Source organism: Sphingobacterium thalpophilum, from assembly GCF_901482695.1.
In the GTDB taxonomy this organism is placed as follows: domain Bacteria; phylum Bacteroidota; class Bacteroidia; order Sphingobacteriales; family Sphingobacteriaceae; genus Sphingobacterium; species Sphingobacterium thalpophilum.
In genome coordinates this window covers 1,191,021-1,210,308 of sequence record NZ_LR590484.1, presented here as the reverse complement: position 1 = coordinate 1,210,308, position 19,288 = coordinate 1,191,021, and the positions used below count along the sequence as shown (strand labels likewise).

General features: G+C 43.9%; 17 protein-coding genes. 10 read left to right on the top strand and 7 right to left on the bottom strand.

From position 1 onward, the window contains the following. Positions 1-49 precede the first annotated feature (49 nt). The 3 genes from FGL37_RS05300 (at position 50) to FGL37_RS05290 (ending at position 3,146) form a co-directional block, all read left to right on the top strand. Positions 50-1,225 carry an amidohydrolase family protein gene (locus FGL37_RS05300; RefSeq protein WP_028070703.1) on the top strand — a complete coding sequence of 392 codons (1,176 nt, stop codon included), beginning with the start codon at positions 50-52 and terminating at the stop codon, positions 1,223-1,225. 132 nt (positions 1,226-1,357) lie between these two features. Then, positions 1,358-1,639: an acylphosphatase gene (locus tag FGL37_RS05295; RefSeq protein ID WP_028070702.1), complete on the top strand. Its 282-nt coding sequence runs from the start codon at positions 1,358-1,360 to the stop codon at positions 1,637-1,639. A gap of 4 nt (positions 1,640-1,643) precedes the next feature. After that, the gene (locus FGL37_RS05290; RefSeq protein ID WP_028070701.1) at positions 1,644-3,146 is read left to right on the top strand and encodes a lipopolysaccharide biosynthesis protein; all 1,503 of its coding nucleotides are present in this window, start codon (positions 1,644-1,646) and stop codon (positions 3,144-3,146) included. A gap of 58 nt (positions 3,147-3,204) precedes the next feature. Here FGL37_RS05290 and dusB read toward each other — a convergent pair whose 3' ends face one another. The 6 genes from dusB to trmD all read right to left on the bottom strand — a co-directional run bounded on the left by dusB (position 3,205) and on the right by trmD (position 8,339). Next, positions 3,205-4,200 carry a tRNA dihydrouridine synthase DusB gene (gene dusB, locus FGL37_RS05285; protein WP_028070700.1) on the bottom strand — a complete coding sequence of 332 codons (996 nt, stop codon included), beginning with the start codon at positions 4,198-4,200 and terminating at the stop codon, positions 3,205-3,207. Between the two features lie 126 nt (positions 4,201-4,326). Further along, positions 4,327-5,109, bottom strand: coding sequence for an indole-3-glycerol phosphate synthase TrpC (gene trpC / locus FGL37_RS05280; protein WP_028070699.1), 783 nt, complete (start codon positions 5,107-5,109; stop codon positions 4,327-4,329). A 44-nt stretch (positions 5,110-5,153) separates the two neighbouring features. Further along, positions 5,154-5,726: an anthranilate synthase component II gene (locus FGL37_RS05275; RefSeq protein WP_028070698.1), complete on the bottom strand. Its 573-nt coding sequence runs from the start codon at positions 5,724-5,726 to the stop codon at positions 5,154-5,156. Then, a complete protein-coding gene (locus FGL37_RS05270) occupies positions 5,713-6,006 on the bottom strand; it encodes a chorismate mutase family protein (RefSeq protein WP_028070697.1) in 294 nt (97 codons plus the stop codon). The genes FGL37_RS05275 and FGL37_RS05270 overlap by 14 nt, the downstream gene beginning before the upstream one ends. Then, on the bottom strand, positions 6,003-7,406 hold the full coding sequence (locus FGL37_RS05265) for an anthranilate synthase component I family protein (RefSeq protein ID WP_028070696.1): 1,404 nt from the start codon (positions 7,404-7,406) through the stop codon (positions 6,003-6,005). The genes FGL37_RS05270 and FGL37_RS05265 overlap by 4 nt, the downstream gene beginning before the upstream one ends. 255 nt (positions 7,407-7,661) lie before the next feature. Continuing rightward, complete coding sequence (trmD, locus tag FGL37_RS05260; RefSeq protein WP_028070695.1) at positions 7,662-8,339, bottom strand: tRNA (guanosine(37)-N1)-methyltransferase TrmD; 678 nt, start codon at positions 8,337-8,339, stop codon at positions 7,662-7,664. A gap of 83 nt (positions 8,340-8,422) precedes the next feature. On the opposite strand from trmD, the gene FGL37_RS05255 reads away from it, so the two are divergent. Then, complete coding sequence (locus FGL37_RS05255) at positions 8,423-10,054, top strand: ABC-F family ATP-binding cassette domain-containing protein (RefSeq protein WP_028070694.1); 1,632 nt, start codon at positions 8,423-8,425, stop codon at positions 10,052-10,054. A gap of 279 nt (positions 10,055-10,333) precedes the next feature. Here the strand turns inward: FGL37_RS05255 and gnd are convergent, their stop codons facing one another. Continuing rightward, complete coding sequence (gene gnd, locus FGL37_RS05250) at positions 10,334-11,749, bottom strand: NADP-dependent phosphogluconate dehydrogenase (RefSeq protein ID WP_232048639.1); 1,416 nt, start codon at positions 11,747-11,749, stop codon at positions 10,334-10,336. Between the two features lie 182 nt (positions 11,750-11,931). Between gnd and FGL37_RS05245 the strand changes: the two genes are divergently transcribed. From FGL37_RS05245 to FGL37_RS05220, 6 genes are all read left to right on the top strand, one after another. Next, a complete protein-coding gene (locus FGL37_RS05245; protein WP_037533752.1) occupies positions 11,932-13,443 on the top strand; it encodes a gluconokinase in 1,512 nt (503 codons plus the stop codon). Between the two features lie 15 nt (positions 13,444-13,458). Continuing rightward, a complete protein-coding gene (locus FGL37_RS05240; RefSeq protein ID WP_028070691.1) occupies positions 13,459-14,781 on the top strand; it encodes a gluconate:H+ symporter in 1,323 nt (440 codons plus the stop codon). A gap of 167 nt (positions 14,782-14,948) precedes the next feature. Continuing rightward, entirely contained in the window at positions 14,949-16,436 is a 1,488-nt protein-coding gene (locus tag FGL37_RS05235; RefSeq protein WP_051607042.1) for a TPM domain-containing protein, read from the top strand. Between the two features lie 156 nt (positions 16,437-16,592). Beyond that, entirely contained in the window at positions 16,593-17,198 is a 606-nt protein-coding gene (locus FGL37_RS05230; protein ID WP_028070690.1) for a CDP-alcohol phosphatidyltransferase family protein, read from the top strand. Next, positions 17,191-18,036 (top strand): phosphatidate cytidylyltransferase, encoded by an 846-nt coding sequence (locus FGL37_RS05225; RefSeq protein WP_028070689.1) that lies wholly within the window; start codon positions 17,191-17,193, stop codon positions 18,034-18,036. Before FGL37_RS05230 ends, FGL37_RS05225 begins: the two co-directional genes overlap by 8 nt. A 181-nt stretch (positions 18,037-18,217) precedes the next feature. Then, the gene (locus FGL37_RS05220; RefSeq protein WP_028070688.1) at positions 18,218-19,249 is read left to right on the top strand and encodes a patatin-like phospholipase family protein; all 1,032 of its coding nucleotides are present in this window, start codon (positions 18,218-18,220) and stop codon (positions 19,247-19,249) included. Positions 19,250-19,288: the final 39 nt, after the last annotated feature.

Here is a 19,288-nt window from a genome sequence, read left to right as displayed (position 1 = left end):
ATTTTTTGAATAATTAGGTTACCAATTTAAATGAGAGCGAGGAAGTAATATGTTAAAATATTTAAGTGCTAATTATATTCTGCCGATCACATCGATGCCCATAAAGGACGGTATCATTGCGGTAGATGAGGAAGGAGTAATTCAAGGTATTTATGACTCCACTTCATTTGCGCCGATCGATAAAGCTAAGGTCGAGAGATATAACGGGGTGATTATCCCTGGATTTATCAATGCTCATTGTCATATCGAACTGTCCCATATGAAGGGTGTAATACCGAGAGGTACTGGACTACCGAATTTTTTGAGTCAGGTAATGACGGCACGTGGTGCATCAATGAAAAAAATAGATGATGCAATGGCCAAGGCTGATAAAGAAATGTATCAGAACGGTATTGTGGCTGTAGGTGATCACGCCAATACAGACAATTCTTCGAGGGTCAAGCAGGAGTCGGAGATATTGTACCATACATTTATAGAGGTGATCGGAATTGAGCCTGCTGAAGCAGATTTTAAGATCAAAGAAGCAAAATCCTTGATACATGAATTTACAGGTAATCATGTGTCGATTACACCGCATGCTCCTTATTCCTGCTCTAAAGTGTTGTTCAAGAAATTTAAGAAAGCCGTTACGGAAACAACTATCCTCAGCATACACAACCAGGAAAGTGACGAGGAGAATAAGCTTTTTCGTTACAAAATCGGTGAATTTTTAAAATTCTATGAAAGTATAGGGAAGGATCCCGATTCGATGAAAGCGCAGGCAAGAAACTCCATTCAGTCGTATCTACCGTATCTGCCTTATCCGAATAAGATCATATTGGTTCACAATACGTATACATCTTTGAAGGATCTGGATTTCGTGGAACGTATGGATAGGGATATCGTCTGGTGTCTGTGCCCAAAAGCGAACCTGTATATTGAGGGAACCTTACCCAAAGTCCCCAATTTTGTGAACGCAGGGCAACTGCTGGCTATCGGAACAGATAGCTTGGCTTCAAACGATAAGCTATCGATACTCGACGAATTAAAGGTATTGCATGAACATTTCGAAGAGCTCGATTTTTTGCAAACCATTCAATGGGCAACGATCAATGGGGCCATCGCATTAAATATCCAGGATCAGTACGGATCACTGGAAATTGGCAAGAAGCCGGGGATTGTTTTACTTGAGGGGATGGAGCAGATGCGCTTGACAGATAAAGTTAAAGTCAAACGCTTAGCCTAGTATTTGATTCCACAAAAACTTCTGTACTTTTGCTGTTATGAACAGTCTGGGACCAGGTACCTCATTAAAATCTTCTCATGAAGTACCTGGTCCTGGAAATATCCATCTGATTGATGGGAAAAAATATGACAGATGAAACATTTGAACATTTCAGTAAGAGGCAAAGTACAAGGAGTCTTTTTCCGATTGACCACCAAAGCCGTTGCAGACCAGGTTGGTGTCAAGGGGTTTGTTATGAACCAGCAGGACGGTTCTGTTTATATCGAGGCGGAAGGTGACGATTTCGCTCTTGATGCATTGTTGGATTTCTGCCAGGAAGGTCCAGAAAAATCAGTGGTCGAAGCTGTAGAGGTACAGGAGGGCGAACTGAAGGGTTTTTCGAATTTTGAAGTGGTTAAAAAAGCGCAATCCTAAGCCAGTGTCTACAGTCAAAAAATTTCTTAGTGATACGGTCATCTATGGTGTGACTACTATTGTTTCGAGGATGATCGGATTCCTAATGACTCCGCTCTACCTTCGTAAATTTAAGGATGCAGCAGTCTATGGGATTTATTCGAATTTCTATGCCTGGATGTCGATGTTAAATGCTGTTCTGGCATTTGGTATGGAGACAACCTATTTCAGGTACCTCCAGAAAGTTGAATCAGAAGATAGGGATAAGGTTTACAATAACAGTTTGTTTGTTACCTTGATCACCTCAGGGCTATTGCTACTATCCGTGTTTGTTTTCACAAGCCCCATCGCGGCATGGTTTGCTGACGGGGGAGATGTCTCCGTATACGAGCAATATATTAAATACTTTGCATTTATCCTTGTAGCAGATGCGCTTGCAGTTGTGCCGTTTACCAAATTGCGTGCTGAGGGCAGGCCTTATAAGTACAGCGCTCTTAAATTCATCAATATCGGTATTACGGTAGTTTCAAATCTGTTTTTTATCGTTTTTCTTCCCAGCTGGGTGCATACTTACAGTTTTTGGGAAAATTTTGCAGGCGCATGGTTTAAAGAAGGCTGGATCGGTTATGTTTTTATTTCTAATTTACTGGCGAGTTTGGTCACTTTACTTTTGTTATTGCCTGAATTATTAGCTTTTCGGTTTAGATTTGATCGAAAATTAATGCATGAAATGCTGAGATATAGCCTTCCTATATTGGTCGCTAACATTTCATTTATTATAAATGAGAATCTGGATAAAATGTTCTTTCCCAAACTAATGCCAGGCGAAGCGGGGAAAGAAGATTTGGGTATATATGGAGCTGTTGCGAAGCTGGCGGTATTTCTCAGTTTGTTTGTTACAGCCTTTAGATTGGGGGCAGAACCATTCTTCTTTTCCTATTCTAAAAATCAGAACGCTTCCAAAACTTATGCAGTGATCATGGAGTACTTCGTTATCCTGATGGTTGTCGCAATGGTGGGCCTGACAGTCAATCTGGACTGGTTGAAATATTTTATCCGAGGCAATGAAAAGGAGATCGCTGCTTATTGGACGGGACTAAAAATAGTCCCTATTCTTTTGTTTAACTATGTCTTGTTGGGTATATATATGAATCTTTCCATTTGGTATAAGCTGACTGACCACACACGTTATGCGATTTATATCTCAGGGATAGGTGCTGTCATTACTATCCTTCTTAATATCTGGCTTATTCCCATTTATTCTTATGTCGGGGCAGTGCTGTCTACCACGATGGTGTATCTAGTTATGATAGGGTTTTCACTTTACTGGGGTCAAAAATATTATCCTATCCCTTATAAATTGTTGAAGATTGTTCTCTATTTGGCGATGGGACTTTTGATCTCCTGGCTTAGCTTCCAAATTTTTGAAAGTAATATCTGGATCGGGAACTTTATGCTCCTTCTCCTGTTATTTGCGGTCTATATGCTTGAAAAGGATGGACTGGTGCGCCTGATCCGGCGGAAGTAACATGCTAAAATAACAAAGGCGATAAGCAGTATTATCGCCTTTGTATTCAATAAAAACATTATATTAATTCTGTGTGGAATGTGTGTTCAATCTCCTCGAGCACTTCCAGAATTTCTTCTTTTGTCTGTAAGCTCACAAGTTTCATGCGAGATTCTTTAAAGTTTGGAATGCCTTTGAAATAATTTGCGTAGTGTCTGCGCATCTCGAAAATCCCGAGTTTATCGCCTTTCCATTCGATCGATTTGATGAGGTGGGTTTTGCATACGTCCACACGCTCGGCAATGGTCGGGCCTTCGAGGCGCTCACCGGTGTTGAAGAAATGCTTGATTTCACGGAAAATCCAGGGATACCCTATGGCTGCACGCCCGATCATGATTCCATCGACTTCATATTCTTGTCTCCATGCGGCAGCTTTTTCTACTGAATCGACGTCTCCGTTGCCGAATATCGGGATCTTGATGCGCGGGTTGCGTTTTACATCCCGGATCATGGACCAGTCTGCCTGTCCTTTATATAACTGGGCGCGTGTACGTCCATGTATTGCCAGTGCTTTGATACCCACATCTTGTAACCGCTCTGCGACCTCATACACGTTCTTGGTGTTATCGTCCCAGCCCAGGCGTGTCTTAACGGTGACCGGTAAATGTGTTGCTTCTACCACTGCCTTGGTCATTGCCACCATTTTATCTATATCCTGCAATAGCGAGGATCCAGCTCCTTTACAGACCACCTTTTTGACAGGACAGCCGTAATTGATATCGATCAGGTCGGGATTTGCTTTGGTACAGATCTCCGCAGATTGCCGCATATGCTCAATATCGCCACCGAATATCTGAATGCCGATAGGCCTTTCATACTCAAAAATATCGAGTTTTTGGATTGATTTGGCTGCATCACGAATTAACCCCTCGGAGGAGATAAATTCAGTATACATTAAATCAACACCGTTCTGTTTACAAACATACCGAAATGGAGGATCGCTAACATCTTCCATCGGCGCGAGTAACAAAGGAAATTCTCCCAAATCAATATTTTCACCAATCTTGACCGACATCTTCAATTTTTTTTTACAAAGGTACAAAATTTGGCATTAGTATAAAGTTAGCTAACGGTCATGGGTCACAGCCCATTCCTGATCCCTCCGGATCAAGCCGTACATCGGCAGTCTGCCTGTCTCTCTCTATATTTCTCTCACAAAATCCCTGATTGCCTGCCCGGGATCGTCTGTTTTCATAAAGTTTTCGCCGATCAGAAAGGCTTGGAATCCTGCTTTTTTTAACTCCCGGATGGTTTGGGGGTTGGATATGCCACTTTCCGATACCTTGATATATTCTGAAGGTATTTTGTCCAACAGGTCATAAGAATGCTGAATGTCAACCGAGAAGTCTTTCAGGTTTCGGTTATTTACACCGATGGCATCGATATCATCGAAAAGGTTGTCGAGCAATTCCTGCTCATTATGTACTTCGAGCAGAACATTCAGTCCGATCTGATGGGCGTAGGCCGCGAACTCCCGAACCTCCTCTTTTTTGAGGCATGCCGCTATAAGAAGAATAACATCAGCCCCGTAAGCTTTGGCTTCTGCAATCTGATATTTATCCACAATAAATTCTTTACGAAGGATAGGAATACTGATCGCTTGACGTGCATTGGATAGATCCTCTAAAGTACCTTTAAAAAACTCACTATCGGTCAGGACAGAAACTGCTGAAGCTCCCGCTTCTTCGTACGCCTTTACAACATCTTCTACCCTTGCACTGCTGTTGATATCACCTTTTGATGGTGAGGCTCTTTTGTATTCGGCGATGATCCCTGTTTTATCAGGATCCAAGATGGATTCCCGCAGCGACAGACAGGCCACATTGAAGTAGGGATAGTTTACTAATTCCTCCAAGGGTACCGAAGCTTTCGCTTTTTCGACCTCTATTTTTTTCCGTTCTATGATTTTATCGAGTATAGTCATTTTTAGTGTTGAATATTGAGTATGGATATTCATTGCTGGATAAGCTAAGATAACCAGTTTTCAATTAATTTTTTCCCATTTGTTGTTAATACTGATTCCGGATGGAACTGCATGCCTCTGACATCGTATTCCGTATGGGTCAAGGCCATGATGATACCATTTTCGTCTATTGCCGTCACTTTGAGGGTGGGCGGCAGGGTGTCTTTGCTCACCGCCCAGGAGTGGTAGCGACCTATTTTAGAATCCTTTGGGAAGTCTCGAAACAGTTTCTCGGATTCGTCGGTAACGTGAATGTTTGTGGCTACGCCGTGCAGTGGTTTTTCCATATTGAACAGCGTACCTCCAAATACTTCAGCGATGGCCTGTTGACCTAAGCAAATCCCCAATATACTTTTATGTGGGGCGTAAGTACGGATTACATCCAGCAGCAAGCCGGCTTCTTCCGGTATACCCGGACCGGGGGAGAGGAGGATCTTGTCGAACGGCTCCAGGTCCTCCAGCTTAAATTTGTCATTGCGTAGCACCACATAATCCTGGCCAAGTTCCTGAAGCAGATGAACCAGATTGTAGGTGAAGGAATCGTAATTATCGATGACGACGATCTTATTGTTGCTCATAGCCTTTTGTTGTATAATCCTGATTAAAATAATTGTTTATTTGATCAAATATAGCTTGAATAAATTCAGTTGGCAGGTCAAACTTTCTGGCCATAACCGCATAATTATTGCTTATATTCCGAACGCTGTCCGCTTCTATACATTCTTTGCCAGTGAAGGCACGCTCCTTATTTAAGTATGCCTGGCGTAGGGCGAGCAACTCGACGATGCGACTGTCGATGGTGTCAATAGAGCTTTTGATGTGCTGGCTGTTGACACAGTATTCTAATGGTCTGATCATAATGTTTCTGCTAATTGTAGGGCTTTCCGCAATGCGGCGATTTTATTATTGACTTCCTGAAGTTCCATTTCGGGGTCTGAATCCAGTACGATTCCGCCGCCGGCCTGATAGTGAAGCGTATTCTGTTTGCTTAAGAAGGAACGGATCATGATCGCATGGTTGAAATCCCCATTAAATCCCATAAAACCGATAGCGCCGGAATAAAAGGAGCGCTGTAGGCCTTCGTAACGGTCTATCAGTGTCAATGCCATATGCTTTGGAGCACCTGACAGCGTACCGGCGGGATAGGTGTCGCCAACGATGTCAAAAGGATTGACATTATCCTTTAAGGTTCCGGTCACTTTAGACACCAAGTGGATAATATGCGAATAATATTGGGGTTCCATATAGGATTCTACTTTAACCTGTGTACAATGTCTGCTCAGGTCATTGCGTGCCAGGTCGACCAGCATCACGTGTTCTGAGGTTTCTTTTGGGTCTTGCTTAAGCCTAGAAGCGATTTTTTGATCTTCATCCATATTGCCTGTCCTCTTAAACGTTCCCGCGATCGGAAAAATAGTCGCCTGACTGCCATGGATACGCAATTGTGCTTCTGGAGACGAACCGAATAATTTAAAATCACCGTAATCAAAGTAGAATAAATAAGGAGAGGGGTTAATGGAACGTAGTGCCCGGTAGACGTTAAATTCATCGCCTGAGAAAGGAGTCCGGAAACCGCGCGAAGGAACGATCTGAAAAACATCGCCACGCTGGATATGTTCTTTCATCTTTTTGACAAGCTGGCGGTGCTCTTCGTCACTACGGTTGGAACTTTCCTCTCCTGCCAGCTTGAACGAATATTCGGGGAAGTTTTTGTTCTGAATAAGGAATTGCATTCTTTCCAGTTCCGATGCCTCATCTTCCAGTAGATGTTCGAAGATATAGAGCTGATTTCGGAAGTGGTCTATCGCAATAACATACTTGTAGACATGGTATTGCATAAATGGTATTTTGCGTGCAGGATCGGGCTCTGTGGTCAGCTTGATATCTTCGAAATGTTCGATGCAATCGAAAGTAAAGTAACCGAATAGACCATTGGAGATCAGGTTGAGCTCGGCAATGGTAGCATCTTCAAACGAATTTCTGAAGTCCGAAACTTCCTGACGTAGATCGATGTGCTGTGCATCCTTGACAATTCTTTCTTTTCCGGGGAAAGTCAAGGTTAGTTCTCTTTCGTCCAGCTGTATGCCGGCAATGGGCTGGCAGCAGATGTAACTGATGTTGTTGTCACGACTGTGGTAGTCGGAACTTTCCAATAGTAGTGAGTTGGGAAAGATATCCCGTAGCCGGAGATAAATACTCACCGGTGTGGTCGTGTCGGCCAGCAGTTTCCTGCTTTCTGTTTTGAATCTGAACTTCATTTTATAATTTCTTCTTTTTTACAATTTTGTACATAAAAAAACCCGATACTTTTTAGCATCGGGTTTGGAATTTCCATAAATGGTTTTGGTTGATTATGAAATATTATGACAATACCAATTAGTTCCCGATGCTTATTGCTTCAGGCCACCACCAATTTGTATTTGTATATCTTCGTGTCATTATTACACAAATTTATAAAAAAAAATAAATAAGCAAACTTTTTCTGATAAAAAATCAAAAATTCCGTTTGTTTTTTAATCATTTAATAAATCGGGGCGTCTTTCCTGGGTTCTTTTCAGCTGCTGCTCGTGTTTCCACGTAGCGATTTTCGCTTCATGTCCGCTGAGCAAAATGTCTGGTACTTTGTGCCCTTTCCAGTCTGCAGGGCGGGTATAGATCGGTGCGTCGAGCAGACCATCCTGAAAGGAGTCGGAAAGCGCGGAGGTTTCGTCGGACAGCACACCGGGAATCAGGCGGATAATGGCGTCTGTAACAATGGCTGCCGGAAGCTCTCCTCCTGAGAGCACATAGTCGCCTATGGAAATTTCTTTTGTCACGTAGATATCCCGAATGCGCTGGTCTATTCCTTTATAATGTCCGCAGAGGATCATGATATTTCCTTTGGTCGACAATCCGTTGGCGATATCTTGATTAAATGTTTCGCCATCGGGTGTCATATAGATAATTTCGTCGTATGCCCGTTCGGCCTGAAGCTGTTCTATGCATCGGGCGAATGGTTCGATCTGGAGCACCATACCTGAACCGCCGCCATAGGGATAGTCGTCCACACTCTTGTGTTTATTGGTGGAGTAATCTCTTAAATTGTGTACGTGTATTTCGGCGAGGCCTTTGTTTTTTGCCCGCTGCAATATGGAGTGTGCAAATGGGCTTTCTAAAAGGTCTGGTAAGACTGTAATGATATCAAATCGCATGGGGCAAAGATACACAAAAATGCTCCATTGTCTATTTATAAGATTGATTCGCTTATCTTTGTGCCAAATTAAGTGAATATATAGTGATTGACGTAAATAATATTTCTGTTTCGTTCGGGGGAACGACTCTTTTTTCGGATGTATCGTTTTCCATCAATGAGAATGATAAGATCGCTTTGATGGGTAAGAACGGTGCTGGTAAATCTACCCTGTTGAAAATTATCGCGGGCGTGGGTAAGGCTTCTACAGGGCATGTCGCGGGCCCGAAGGATGCGGTCATCGCATACCTGCCGCAGCACCTGCTGACTGAGGATCATGTAACGGTCTTTGAGGAGGCTTCTAAGGCTTTTGAGCAGGTGTATCGTATGCGTGATGAGCTGGAGCGTCTGAATGAGCAGCTGACTATCCGTACAGACTATGAATCGGATGATTATATGTTGTTGATCGAACGTGTGTCGGAGCTGAGTGAGAAGTTTTATTCGATCGAGGAGGTGAATTACGATGCGGAGGTGGAAAAGGTGTTGAAGGGGCTTGGTTTTGAGCGCTCGGATTTTACCCGGCAGACCTCGGAGTTTTCTGGTGGCTGGCGTATGCGTATCGAACTGGCTAAAATTTTGTTAAAAAAACCTGATCTGATTTTGCTGGATGAGCCGACTAACCACATGGATATTGAAAGTATTCAATGGCTGGAGGACTTTTTGCTAAATTCTGCGAAAGCGGTGATTGTCATTTCACACGACAGGGCTTTTGTGGACAATATTACAAACCGTACGATTGAGGTGACGATGGGCCGTATCTACGATTATCGAGCCAAGTATAGCCATTATCTGGAATTGCGTCAGGAACGTCGTCAGCACCAGTTGAAAGCATATGAGGAGCAGCAGCGCTTTATTGCGGATAATCAGGAGTTTATCGACCGTTTTAGGGGGACATACTCCAAAACTTTGCAGGTACAGTCTCGGGTCAAAATGCTGGAGAAACTGGAGATCATTGAGGTGGATGAAGTGGATACTTCGGCCTTGCGTCTGAAATTTCCTCCATCTCCGCGGTCTGGCCAATATCCGGTCATTGTGGAGGACCTGACCAAATCCTATGGCGACCATGTGGTGTTCGAAAAGGCCAATATGGTTATTGAACGTGGTGAAAAGGTGGCGTTTGTCGGAAAGAATGGTGAAGGTAAATCAACGATGATCAAAGCAATAATGGGTGAAATTGACTTTGAAGGTACATTGAAGATCGGCCACAATGCGAAGATCGGTTACTTTGCCCAAAATCAGGCGGCATTGCTGGATGGCGAGCTGACGGTTTTTGATACGATTGATCAGATTGCTGTCGGCGATGTGCGTGTCAAAATGAAAGATCTCTTAGGGGCCTTTATGTTTAGCGGTGATGACACCACCAAAAAGGTGAAGGTACTGTCGGGTGGTGAACGGACGCGCCTGGCGATGATCAAACTGCTGTTGGAGCCTGTGAATGTACTGATTCTGGATGAGCCTACCAACCATCTGGATATGCGGACCAAAGATATTATCAAGGATGCATTGAAAGATTTTGATGGCACCTTGATTCTTGTTTCGCACGACCGTGACTTCTTGGATGGTCTGGCACAAAAGGTATTTGAATTTGGAAATAAACGTGTGCGTGAACACTTTGAGGACATCAAAGGGTTTCTTGAGTATAAGAAGATGAGCAGTTTGAAGGATATTGAGCGATAGCATCTAAATCAACGGAGTGTAAACGTATGCTGTTAGTCTATCTCCTATAATCATACGCTACAAGTTTTTGTTCTAATCCCGCTATTTGCAGTATGGAAATCAGAAACCTTATCTGTAAACGAAGCTTCCTGGGCTCATCTGGTAGAGCAACGGACTTGTAACAAATAGGTCATTGGCTCATCTCGATGAGAGGCTCAGTTATAAAAAGCGGCTTACTATAAAAAAGCCGCTTTTTTGCGTTTAAACCAAAATTAAACCGAATATTCAAGCTTTTTTTCCTTAATCCCAAAGGGTGTGAAAGATACCTTCCTGATCAATACGCTCATAGGTATGTGCACCAAAATAGTCACGTTGTGCTTGTATAATATTTGTAGGTAATTTTTCGGATCGGTAGGCATCAAAATAAGAAAGTGCGTTTACGTATCCAGATACGGGTATGCCGTTTGCGATAGCATCTTTCAATACCTCGCGAAGGCTGGCCTGCGTACTCAGCAACTTTTGTGCAATGGTGTTATCGAGTAGGATATTGCGCAAGTCCGGATTAGCCGCATAGGCTTTTCTAAAATCCTCGAGCAAAGCCGCGCGAATAATACAGCCGCCGCGCCAAACTTTGGTTACCACCCGTAAATCTAGCTCATAGCTGTAGCTTTCCGATGCAACAGTAAGCTGTGCCAAACCTTGCGCATAGGTCGTGATGATCACAAAGTACAATGCCTGTTTTAAGCGATCGATGAGCGTTGTTGCGGGAAGGTCAACAGCGTGTCCATCCCAATGAAGTAATTTTGCTGCCTCCAAACGCTCGGGTTTATATTTGGACATATCGCGCATATTGACCGCTGCATCAATCACGGGCACTGGCACCTGTAGGTCCATCGCATTTTGCGAAGTCCATTTACCCGTTCCTTTTGATCTTGCCCAATCTGAAATCAGGTCCACCAAATATTGGTCACCTTCTTTTTTCTTCAGAATCTGGGCGGTAATCTCAAGCAAGAACGAGTTTAGTTCGCCCTCGTTCCATTTTTCGAAGGTCTGCTGTACGGTTTGTGTGTCAAAACCATATAATCTTTTCATCAGGTCATAGGTCTCTGCAATCAACTGCATGATCCCATATTCGATACCGTTATGCACCATCTTTACATAATTTCCGGCCGACCCGTTGCCTAGAAATTCCACACAGGGCTCGCCGTTTACCTTGGCCGAAACCGCCTCAAATATTGGCCTTAGTCTTTCGTATGCCTTTTTGTCGCCACCGGGCATCAAACTCGGCCCGCGACGAGCGCCACTCTCTCCTCCAGATATACCCATTCCGAAGAAATGTATACCCATCCCGGAAAGCTCATTAAATCTTCTGTCCGTATCCGCGAAGTAGCTGTTTCCGCCGTCGATGATTATATCTCCTTTGTCCAAAAGCGGAACAAGGCTGGCAATCGCCATATCAACCGGCTTTCCGGCCGGCACCAACAGCATAATTGCTCTGGGTTGTTGCAAAGCCCCTATAAACTCTTTTACTTGGGTCGTCACTTTGATGCGATGTCCTTCACTTGCTTCAGCTTCCAATGACTCAGCTTTCTGTGGATCAAGGTCTAATCCAGCTATCGCGAAACCCTTGTCGGCAATGTTCAGCAATAAATTACGTCCCATTACGCCGAGTCCAACAATTCCAAAATCGTAATTATTCATTTTATCTATACTCATCGTTTGATACCGTTCTTTAAAGTTGAAATTTACCATTTTTGTTGATACTATGAAAGACATTTGTCAGCAGATCGGTATGAGGCGCTTTTTTTTTGTTCTAATTACTTCGCTGGTATTGAGAATTTTGTGGTAAAACAACAGATAATCCGTATATTGAACTCTCCTAAACATCAATTTTATTTATGATCATTGGATTAGACATTGGGACATCATCCGCGAAAGCTGTTGCATTTGACTACGAAGGTAACATCTTGTCGCTGCATAGTATAACTTATCCCATATTAAACCCGTCGGAAGGCTGGTACGAGCAAGATCCGGAGATTGTTTATGCTGCATGTATTGAGTCTATTAGGTATGTCATGATTAGCTTAAAGCAATCGAGTGCCGAGATACCAAAACCCGTATGCATTTCGGTAAGTAGTGCTATGCACGGACTGATCGCTGTTGACTCGGCGGGCAAGCCACTTAGCAATTGCATGATTTGGGCAGATCGCAGAAGCGAGGATATTGCAGTTGCCTTGGAGGCAAGTGAGGTGGGCAGGCTGCTTTATCAGCAGACGGGGACACCAATACATCCCATGTCCTTGCTCTGCAAATTAATGTGGATAAAGTCTAACGATCAAAAATTATTTGCGCAGTCGCACAAGTTTATCGGTATTAAAGAGTTTCTTTTTTACAGGCTCTTCGGCGTTTATGTGGTCGATCATTCCATTGCATCTGCAACAGGGCTTTTCGACATACATCAACTAACATGGTCTGATCTGGCGTTAAGATTGACGGGCATATCGGAAGAGAAACTAGCATCGCCAGTTCCGGTCAATTATACTCTAAACATGCCTAACCGAGAAATTGCGGACTTGATGCACATCCCTCAAGATACCCCTTTCGTTATAGGTGGTAGCGATGGTTGTTTGGCCAATCTCGGGGTAGGGGCTATACGTCCCGGGGTGGCTTCGGTAACTGTCGGCACCAGTGGAGCTATTCGCGTAGCGAGTCCGCAGGCAAATCAAGAAAAAAAACAAAGACTATTTACCTACCTACTGAGACCGGATGAATATATAATTGGTGGCGCGGTTAACAATGGCGGTGTATTACGCAACTGGTTTCGAGATAACTTTTTGCATGAATTTATCCAAATGGAAGCGGATGGAAATCCTTCCGCGGCGTTAGATGCTTTGGTCGACTCCGTCGTTCCCGGAGCAGAGGGCTTGATATTCTTGCCCTATTTAACCGGTGAACGGGCACCACATTGGAATTCCAATGCAAAAGGCGTTTATTTTGGAATACAGCTGCACCATGGCAGGGCGCACTTTGCACGGGCTATGATGGAAGGGATGTTGTTTGCGATTTACAGTGTAGGAATCGCATTGGAGGAGAACACCGGCCCCATTCATACGATCTATGCAAGCGGCGGCTTAGCACGTTCATCGTTGATGGTGCAAATGCTTGCAGATATTTTCAATAAACCTGTATTCATCAAAAATACGGTAGAAAGCTCTGCATGGGGAGCAGCATTGATAGGCTTGGAAGCATTGGGTATCCAGGCGGGTGAGCCTACCGTAAAAAACAAGCAAGCGGCGGGAACACACGATACTGAGCACTATTTCAAACCAAGTGTGGAGAATCACGCCGTATATATGAAGAACTTTCAGAAATTTGAACACCTGTACTATCTATTGGAAGGTGAGTTTTAACTAGATGTAATTATTATGCCTCTAATCATTGTTGTTTTGGGAGTAGCTTTACTACTTCTTTTAGTCACTGTCGTCAGGTTAAACACGATCTTTTCATTACTGATAACCTCTGTTGCGGTCGGTTTTGCTATGAATATGAATGCCGTCGATATCCTTAAATCTATTGAAACCGGAGTGAGTAGTACCATGGGCCAGCTGGCACTTTTGTTGGCTTTCGGGTCTTTACTGGGTAAATTGATGGCGGAGGGTGGTGCTGCAGAAAAGATTACAACGAAACTAACGGCTGTATTTGGCAGAAAGAACTTACCTTGGGCAATGGTTCTTACGGGCTTTTTAGTAGGAATTCCTTTATTTTACAATGTCGGTTTCATCGTCTTGGTACCATTTGTTTTCATGGTATGTGTTTCCAATAAAATGCCCTTGCTTTATGTAGCTATTCCACTGCTGGCAGCGCTGTCCGTAACGCACGGTTATTTGCCACCACATCCGGGAGCTACGGCTATAGCGGTTACTTACAATGCGGATATAGGCTTGACGATGGCTTATGGCATTGTAGTGGCAATTCCTGCCATAATTATCGGTGGACCACTCTTTGGTAGGATGCTTAAGCATATTCCGACCAACCCACCTGCCGAGTTTTTTCCTGAACCCAATCAGGCAGATAAGAAAGAGCTTCCTGGATTTGCAATTAGCATATTTACAGGGCTGTTTCCAATAATTTTAATTGCTGTTGGTTCATTTGCACATCTAATATTCCCAAAAGATTCCCCTTGGCTGGCGGCACTACGTTTCTTGGGTGACCCGGTGGTGGCTTTAATGATTGCATCGCTAGTGGCGATGTACACGATGGGTATCCGCCAAGGTAAAAGTTTGCGGGAGCAGTCAGAAAGTGTGGAAGAAGCAATCCGTGGGATCATGATGATCCTTTTTATCATTGCAGCATCAGGCGCCTTCAAGCAAATTTTGGTAGATAGTGGTGTTGCGAACTACATCGCTGACCTAACCGCAGACTTGAGCTTGTCGCCTCTTGTGCTCGCATGGTTAATAGCCGGTATCATTCGCCTAGTTATCGGTTCGGCAAGTGTTGCCGGACTCACGGCAGCGGGCATTATGCTTCCCATTGTGCAAGCAGGAAATGTTACTCCTGAATTAATGGTACTAGCGACCGGAGCGGGCAGTCTCATGTTTTCACACGTCAACGATCCGGGGTTTTGGATGTTTAAATCTTACTTTGGAGTGAGCGTGAAGGATACATTTCGCTCATGGACGGTGATGGAAACGCTCGTTTCTGTTATTGGATTGATCGGTGTCTTGACTTTACACTGGCTTGGTCATTAACAGCGAATGAGAAAGTTTCCACGTTTTTCATCAAACGAATATTGAATTGTACAGATCCATAATCGGTTGATTATGGGCTTTTTTTTGTTGAAAACCGTTGTTTGATTTTTTTTTCTTAATATCGTGACAATGAACCAAATTTTTGTTGTTTGGTTATTCTGACAAATATGCATAGATCACAACAGCTTTATCTATATATCTTATTTTGCCTGAGTTGCTGCCTGGGCGGGGAGGCTGTTTTTGGCCAATATACAGTTGATAATATACCTAGTCCAAAGCAGAAAGGACAAGACTATTTTGTCTCTAACCCTGATGGGATTCTGTCATCGGGAACAGTAGCTGAACTGGATGGTTTATCCACACAGATTGAGGCCGCTACAAAAAGTGAATATGCCATCGTATTGGTCAATGACTATGTGGGTGACAGCGATTTTGATTTTGCGTTGAAGCTATTTAATACCTGGGGCATAGGTAAGAAGGAAAGCAATAATGGTTTATTGTTGTTTATTGCCAAAGATCGGAGGGAATACCGCTTTATAACGGGATATGGCATGGAGAGTACGTTGCCCGATGTTTATCTGAAGAGGATCGGTGAGAAATATCTGGTTCCTCATTTCCGGAACGGAGATTACGATCAGGGGGTTCTGGAGGCTTCCCAATTTATTAAAACTATTTTGCTGTCCCCTGACAGCAGAGCCGAACTGGAGCGTTTGATGCCGGAAGCAATACCGATCTGGAGCTTAAGAAATCCGATTTTGCGTAACACGCTGCTGGTTCTGGCCCTATTTGCTCTCTGCTATATCTGGCTGGATAGGCTGACCAAGGCCGTAAAAGGAAAACTCAGCAGGAAAAGCAACTATTTTCCACCCTTGGTGAGTGGCTGTGGCTGCATGGGTATGCTGATGTTTGTCAGTGTATTTGTCTGTGCTTTTGCCTTGAATAACCTTGAGGAAGTCTACCAATGGAAGAATCTGCCGTATTTTATGTTTGTTTTTGGCAGTGTCACGCTAGCTATGAAGTATAATGCCAGCCAAGCCCAGATTGTGAACTCGTATCGGGATGAGGAGAATATCCAGCATGCGCTGCGTAAGTTCCGCGCATGGGGCTTGCTGCCTCTGTTGCTGAGCCCACTGGCCCTTTTTGATTTTTTCGGGATCAATAAGCGCATCCGACGAAATACGCTTCGTCTGGCGCCCCCGGATCATTCAGGCAGCTGGCTGCGTATGAATCGAGATGATGCGGCGTTCCGGCAAAGCGCCTATCTTGATAAGGGGCAGCTTCTGGAGGAAAAACTTGGCAGCCGGGCGTATGAAATCTGGGTGGATAAGACCACAAAGGAAACCAAATTGATCCCTTGGGATGGAAAGGCAGGATATGTGGATTGTCCCGAGTGCCATTATCGCACCTTGGAAACAGGGCTGTCGCGAACCATCCGGGCGGCAACATACAGTTCGCAAGGGTTGGCCGAACGTTTTGATAAATGTAAACATTGCGGCCATCGGGTCTCTCATGGAGAGTATACGATACCGGTCAAGGCACGGTCTTCATCCAGCAGTGGCGGCGGAAGCGGGTCTAGTAGCAGAAGTTCTGGTGGCGGAGGCGGAAGTTTCGGTGGCGGCTCATCCGGTGGCGGCGGCGCTGGCGGACGGTGGTAATTAATAGATATAAAAAAAGGTTTTCAAACGGGGAGAATGAAAACCTTAAATAACCAATTATAAACCTAAATTATGATGACACAAATATAGTGTATTTTATACACTATCCAAAATATTTAAAAAAAAAAATAAAAAAATAAGCTATATAAGGTCTGTATGATTTCTGTGTATAAATTAAAACCGAAGTTTCAGCAGCTGCTGATGCCTATTTTGACCTTCTTACATCGAAAGAAGGTGACGGCCAATCAAATTACGATTACTTCGGTGCTTTTGTCTCTGATCATTGCACTGTTGTTCTGTAACGCTGATCGGTTTCCGGTTTTCTATCTGTCTTTGCCACTAGGTCTTTTGCTGCGTATGGCCTTAAATGCATTGGACGGTATGATGGCGCGTCTTTTCCAGCAGACGAGCAAGATGGGGGAAGTGCTGAATGAAGTGGGTGATGTTGTTTCTGATGTCGTCATCTTCTTTCCCTTGCTGAAATTTCACCCCGAAAGTTTATATCTGGTGGTAGGTTTTATTGTTTTGAGTGTCATCAACGAATTCTGCGGACTGGTCGGAAAGGTTGTTGCCAATGATCGTCGTTATGATGGGCCTCTGGGTAAAAGCGACCGTGCGCTGCTGCTGGGGGTCTATGGAATTTTAAGTTTGTTGCATATTTCGATAACGACTATTTCGGTCTATATTTTCGCTGTGCTATGTTTGTTATTGGTCTTAAGTTCGATAACGCGATTGAGAAAGGCATTGGTGGTACATGAGTGAGGTATCCAATCCGAAGGACAAGTTTGCTGACGTACCTGTCCGAGTCAGGAGCTGGGGCTATATTGTGTTTGTATTGGCGATTGCTTTCGTTCCACAAACGACATCTTTGCTGTTTGTTTCCTGGCTGACGTTTCAGGGCATGCGTGAATTTATGAAGATGTTTGTGCCCAATTTTAGTTTTGCGTTGGTCTCTGCTATTGTAACAGGCCTATTGCAGCTGATCCTTTTAAACTACTGTTCATACACCGGCTACGTATTCTGGGCGACACTATTGTGCCTAGGCATCGGTCTGTTTTTCCGTTTGGCACAGAAAACAGCGATGGGAGCTACTATTGCAATGACCTTTGGAGCGGCTGCCTGCCTACTTGCATTCAGCCAGCTGGTTTTTATCCGGGCAGTAGAAATTCATCAGAATGAGTGGATGGGGTTGCGGCTTGTGGCCTATATCATCGTTTTAACGGAACTGAACGATGTATTCCAATACCTCATGGGTAAATTTTTTGGTAAACGAAAGATCGTTCCGCGCATCAGCCCAAATAAAACTGTTGCCGGATGTATCGGCGGTATCGGACTCACAATAATTTTAAGTAATATCTTGGGCTATCTGTTATTACCATTTGGAGATTTTATCTGCTTTTCGTTGCTAGGTCTGCTCTTCGGTGGTTTAGGATTTTGCGGTGATGTGCTTTTCTCCTTTTTGAAACGCAGGACAGGAGTCAAGGATACGGGGACGTTAATCCCTGGGCATGGTGGCTTATTGGATCGGATAGATAGCCTGCTTTTTAATGCGCCTGTTTTCTATGGTTTGATTTGTTTGATAGAAATGACGAATTTGTAATGGTTTTATAAAGTGGGTGATGATCATCGAAATCGTGAAATTTAGAATTATGTATTCCGCAATCAGTAATCCTATAGCTTGTTTACGCATAGATAAAAATGAGATCAACTTATCAAACATTAAAAATTTGAATTAGGTCTTGACTTTGTAAAAGCATAAATGCGCATCTAATATATCGTAAATGAATTATCAACGGGCAGTTTTATTTTCAGGTGGTGGTACTCGTTTTGGCTTGTACCTGGGAATGTATGCGGCATTGGACGAACTGGGATTAAAACCGGATTTACTGATTGCTACCTGCGGCGGATCATTGGCTGCTGCGATTATCCAGGCTTTTGCAAGGGATGCAGAGCGGAAATCTTATCTCCAGTCCGAAGAGTTTTATCGCTTTTTCTGCGGACATCAGCTTACGGAGCAGCGTCATCTGGGCGAACTGGGTTGGTATGCGCTAAAAAAGCAGTGGGATAAACGGTGTGCTCCTTATCTGGAAGATGTCTTTGATCGTTATCTGGTCAAGATGGAACATGATCTGTCCCCCTTATTACCGACTTTGAACCGCCCATTTTCGGAGGAGATTCCTTCGGTTATTATTGGTTCGAGAATGCTTTTCGACCGTTCGGAAGTTGAGGAGAGACGCGGCGAACGTAAGCTTTATCAGAAAATCCTGATGGGTAATACAACTGTCCTATCGAACGTAAATCTGGATAGCATTCAAATTCAAGGTGAAAATTATGATAGAAGTGCTGTTGCCCCAACGATAGCAATAAATTCAGCGGTAACCTTGTTGGAGGCTGTTCGTATTTCCATGTCCGATATGTTTTATATAGAGCCGATACAGCGGAATGGGGAATATTATGCCGGCGGAGCCATTGATCTGGTTCCTGTGGAGCTAGCACAGTCTTTGGCGGCGGAAGTGATCTGTGAGCGGAAGCAGCCATATAAATTGCAGGAAGAAGGATTGGTCAGGGCTGTATTGGGTTTTAGCGGGAATCAACGCCTGCGGGATATTGATCAGCAATATCAGGGGATTCGATGGATAGATACAAGAGATGCAGCGGAGCAGCTTGTAGGAAACTATTGCAAAAAAGGCATCGATTGGCGTAGATTTGAAATAAGATTGTCCCTTCCGACCAGTCTGGATGAATTTGCGGCTGCTATGGAAGCACAGTGGAATTATGGATATAGCAAGACGATCGAGCTGCGTATGGGCTAAAACATGAGGGATTGGAATAAGTGGAATGAAGAAGACACT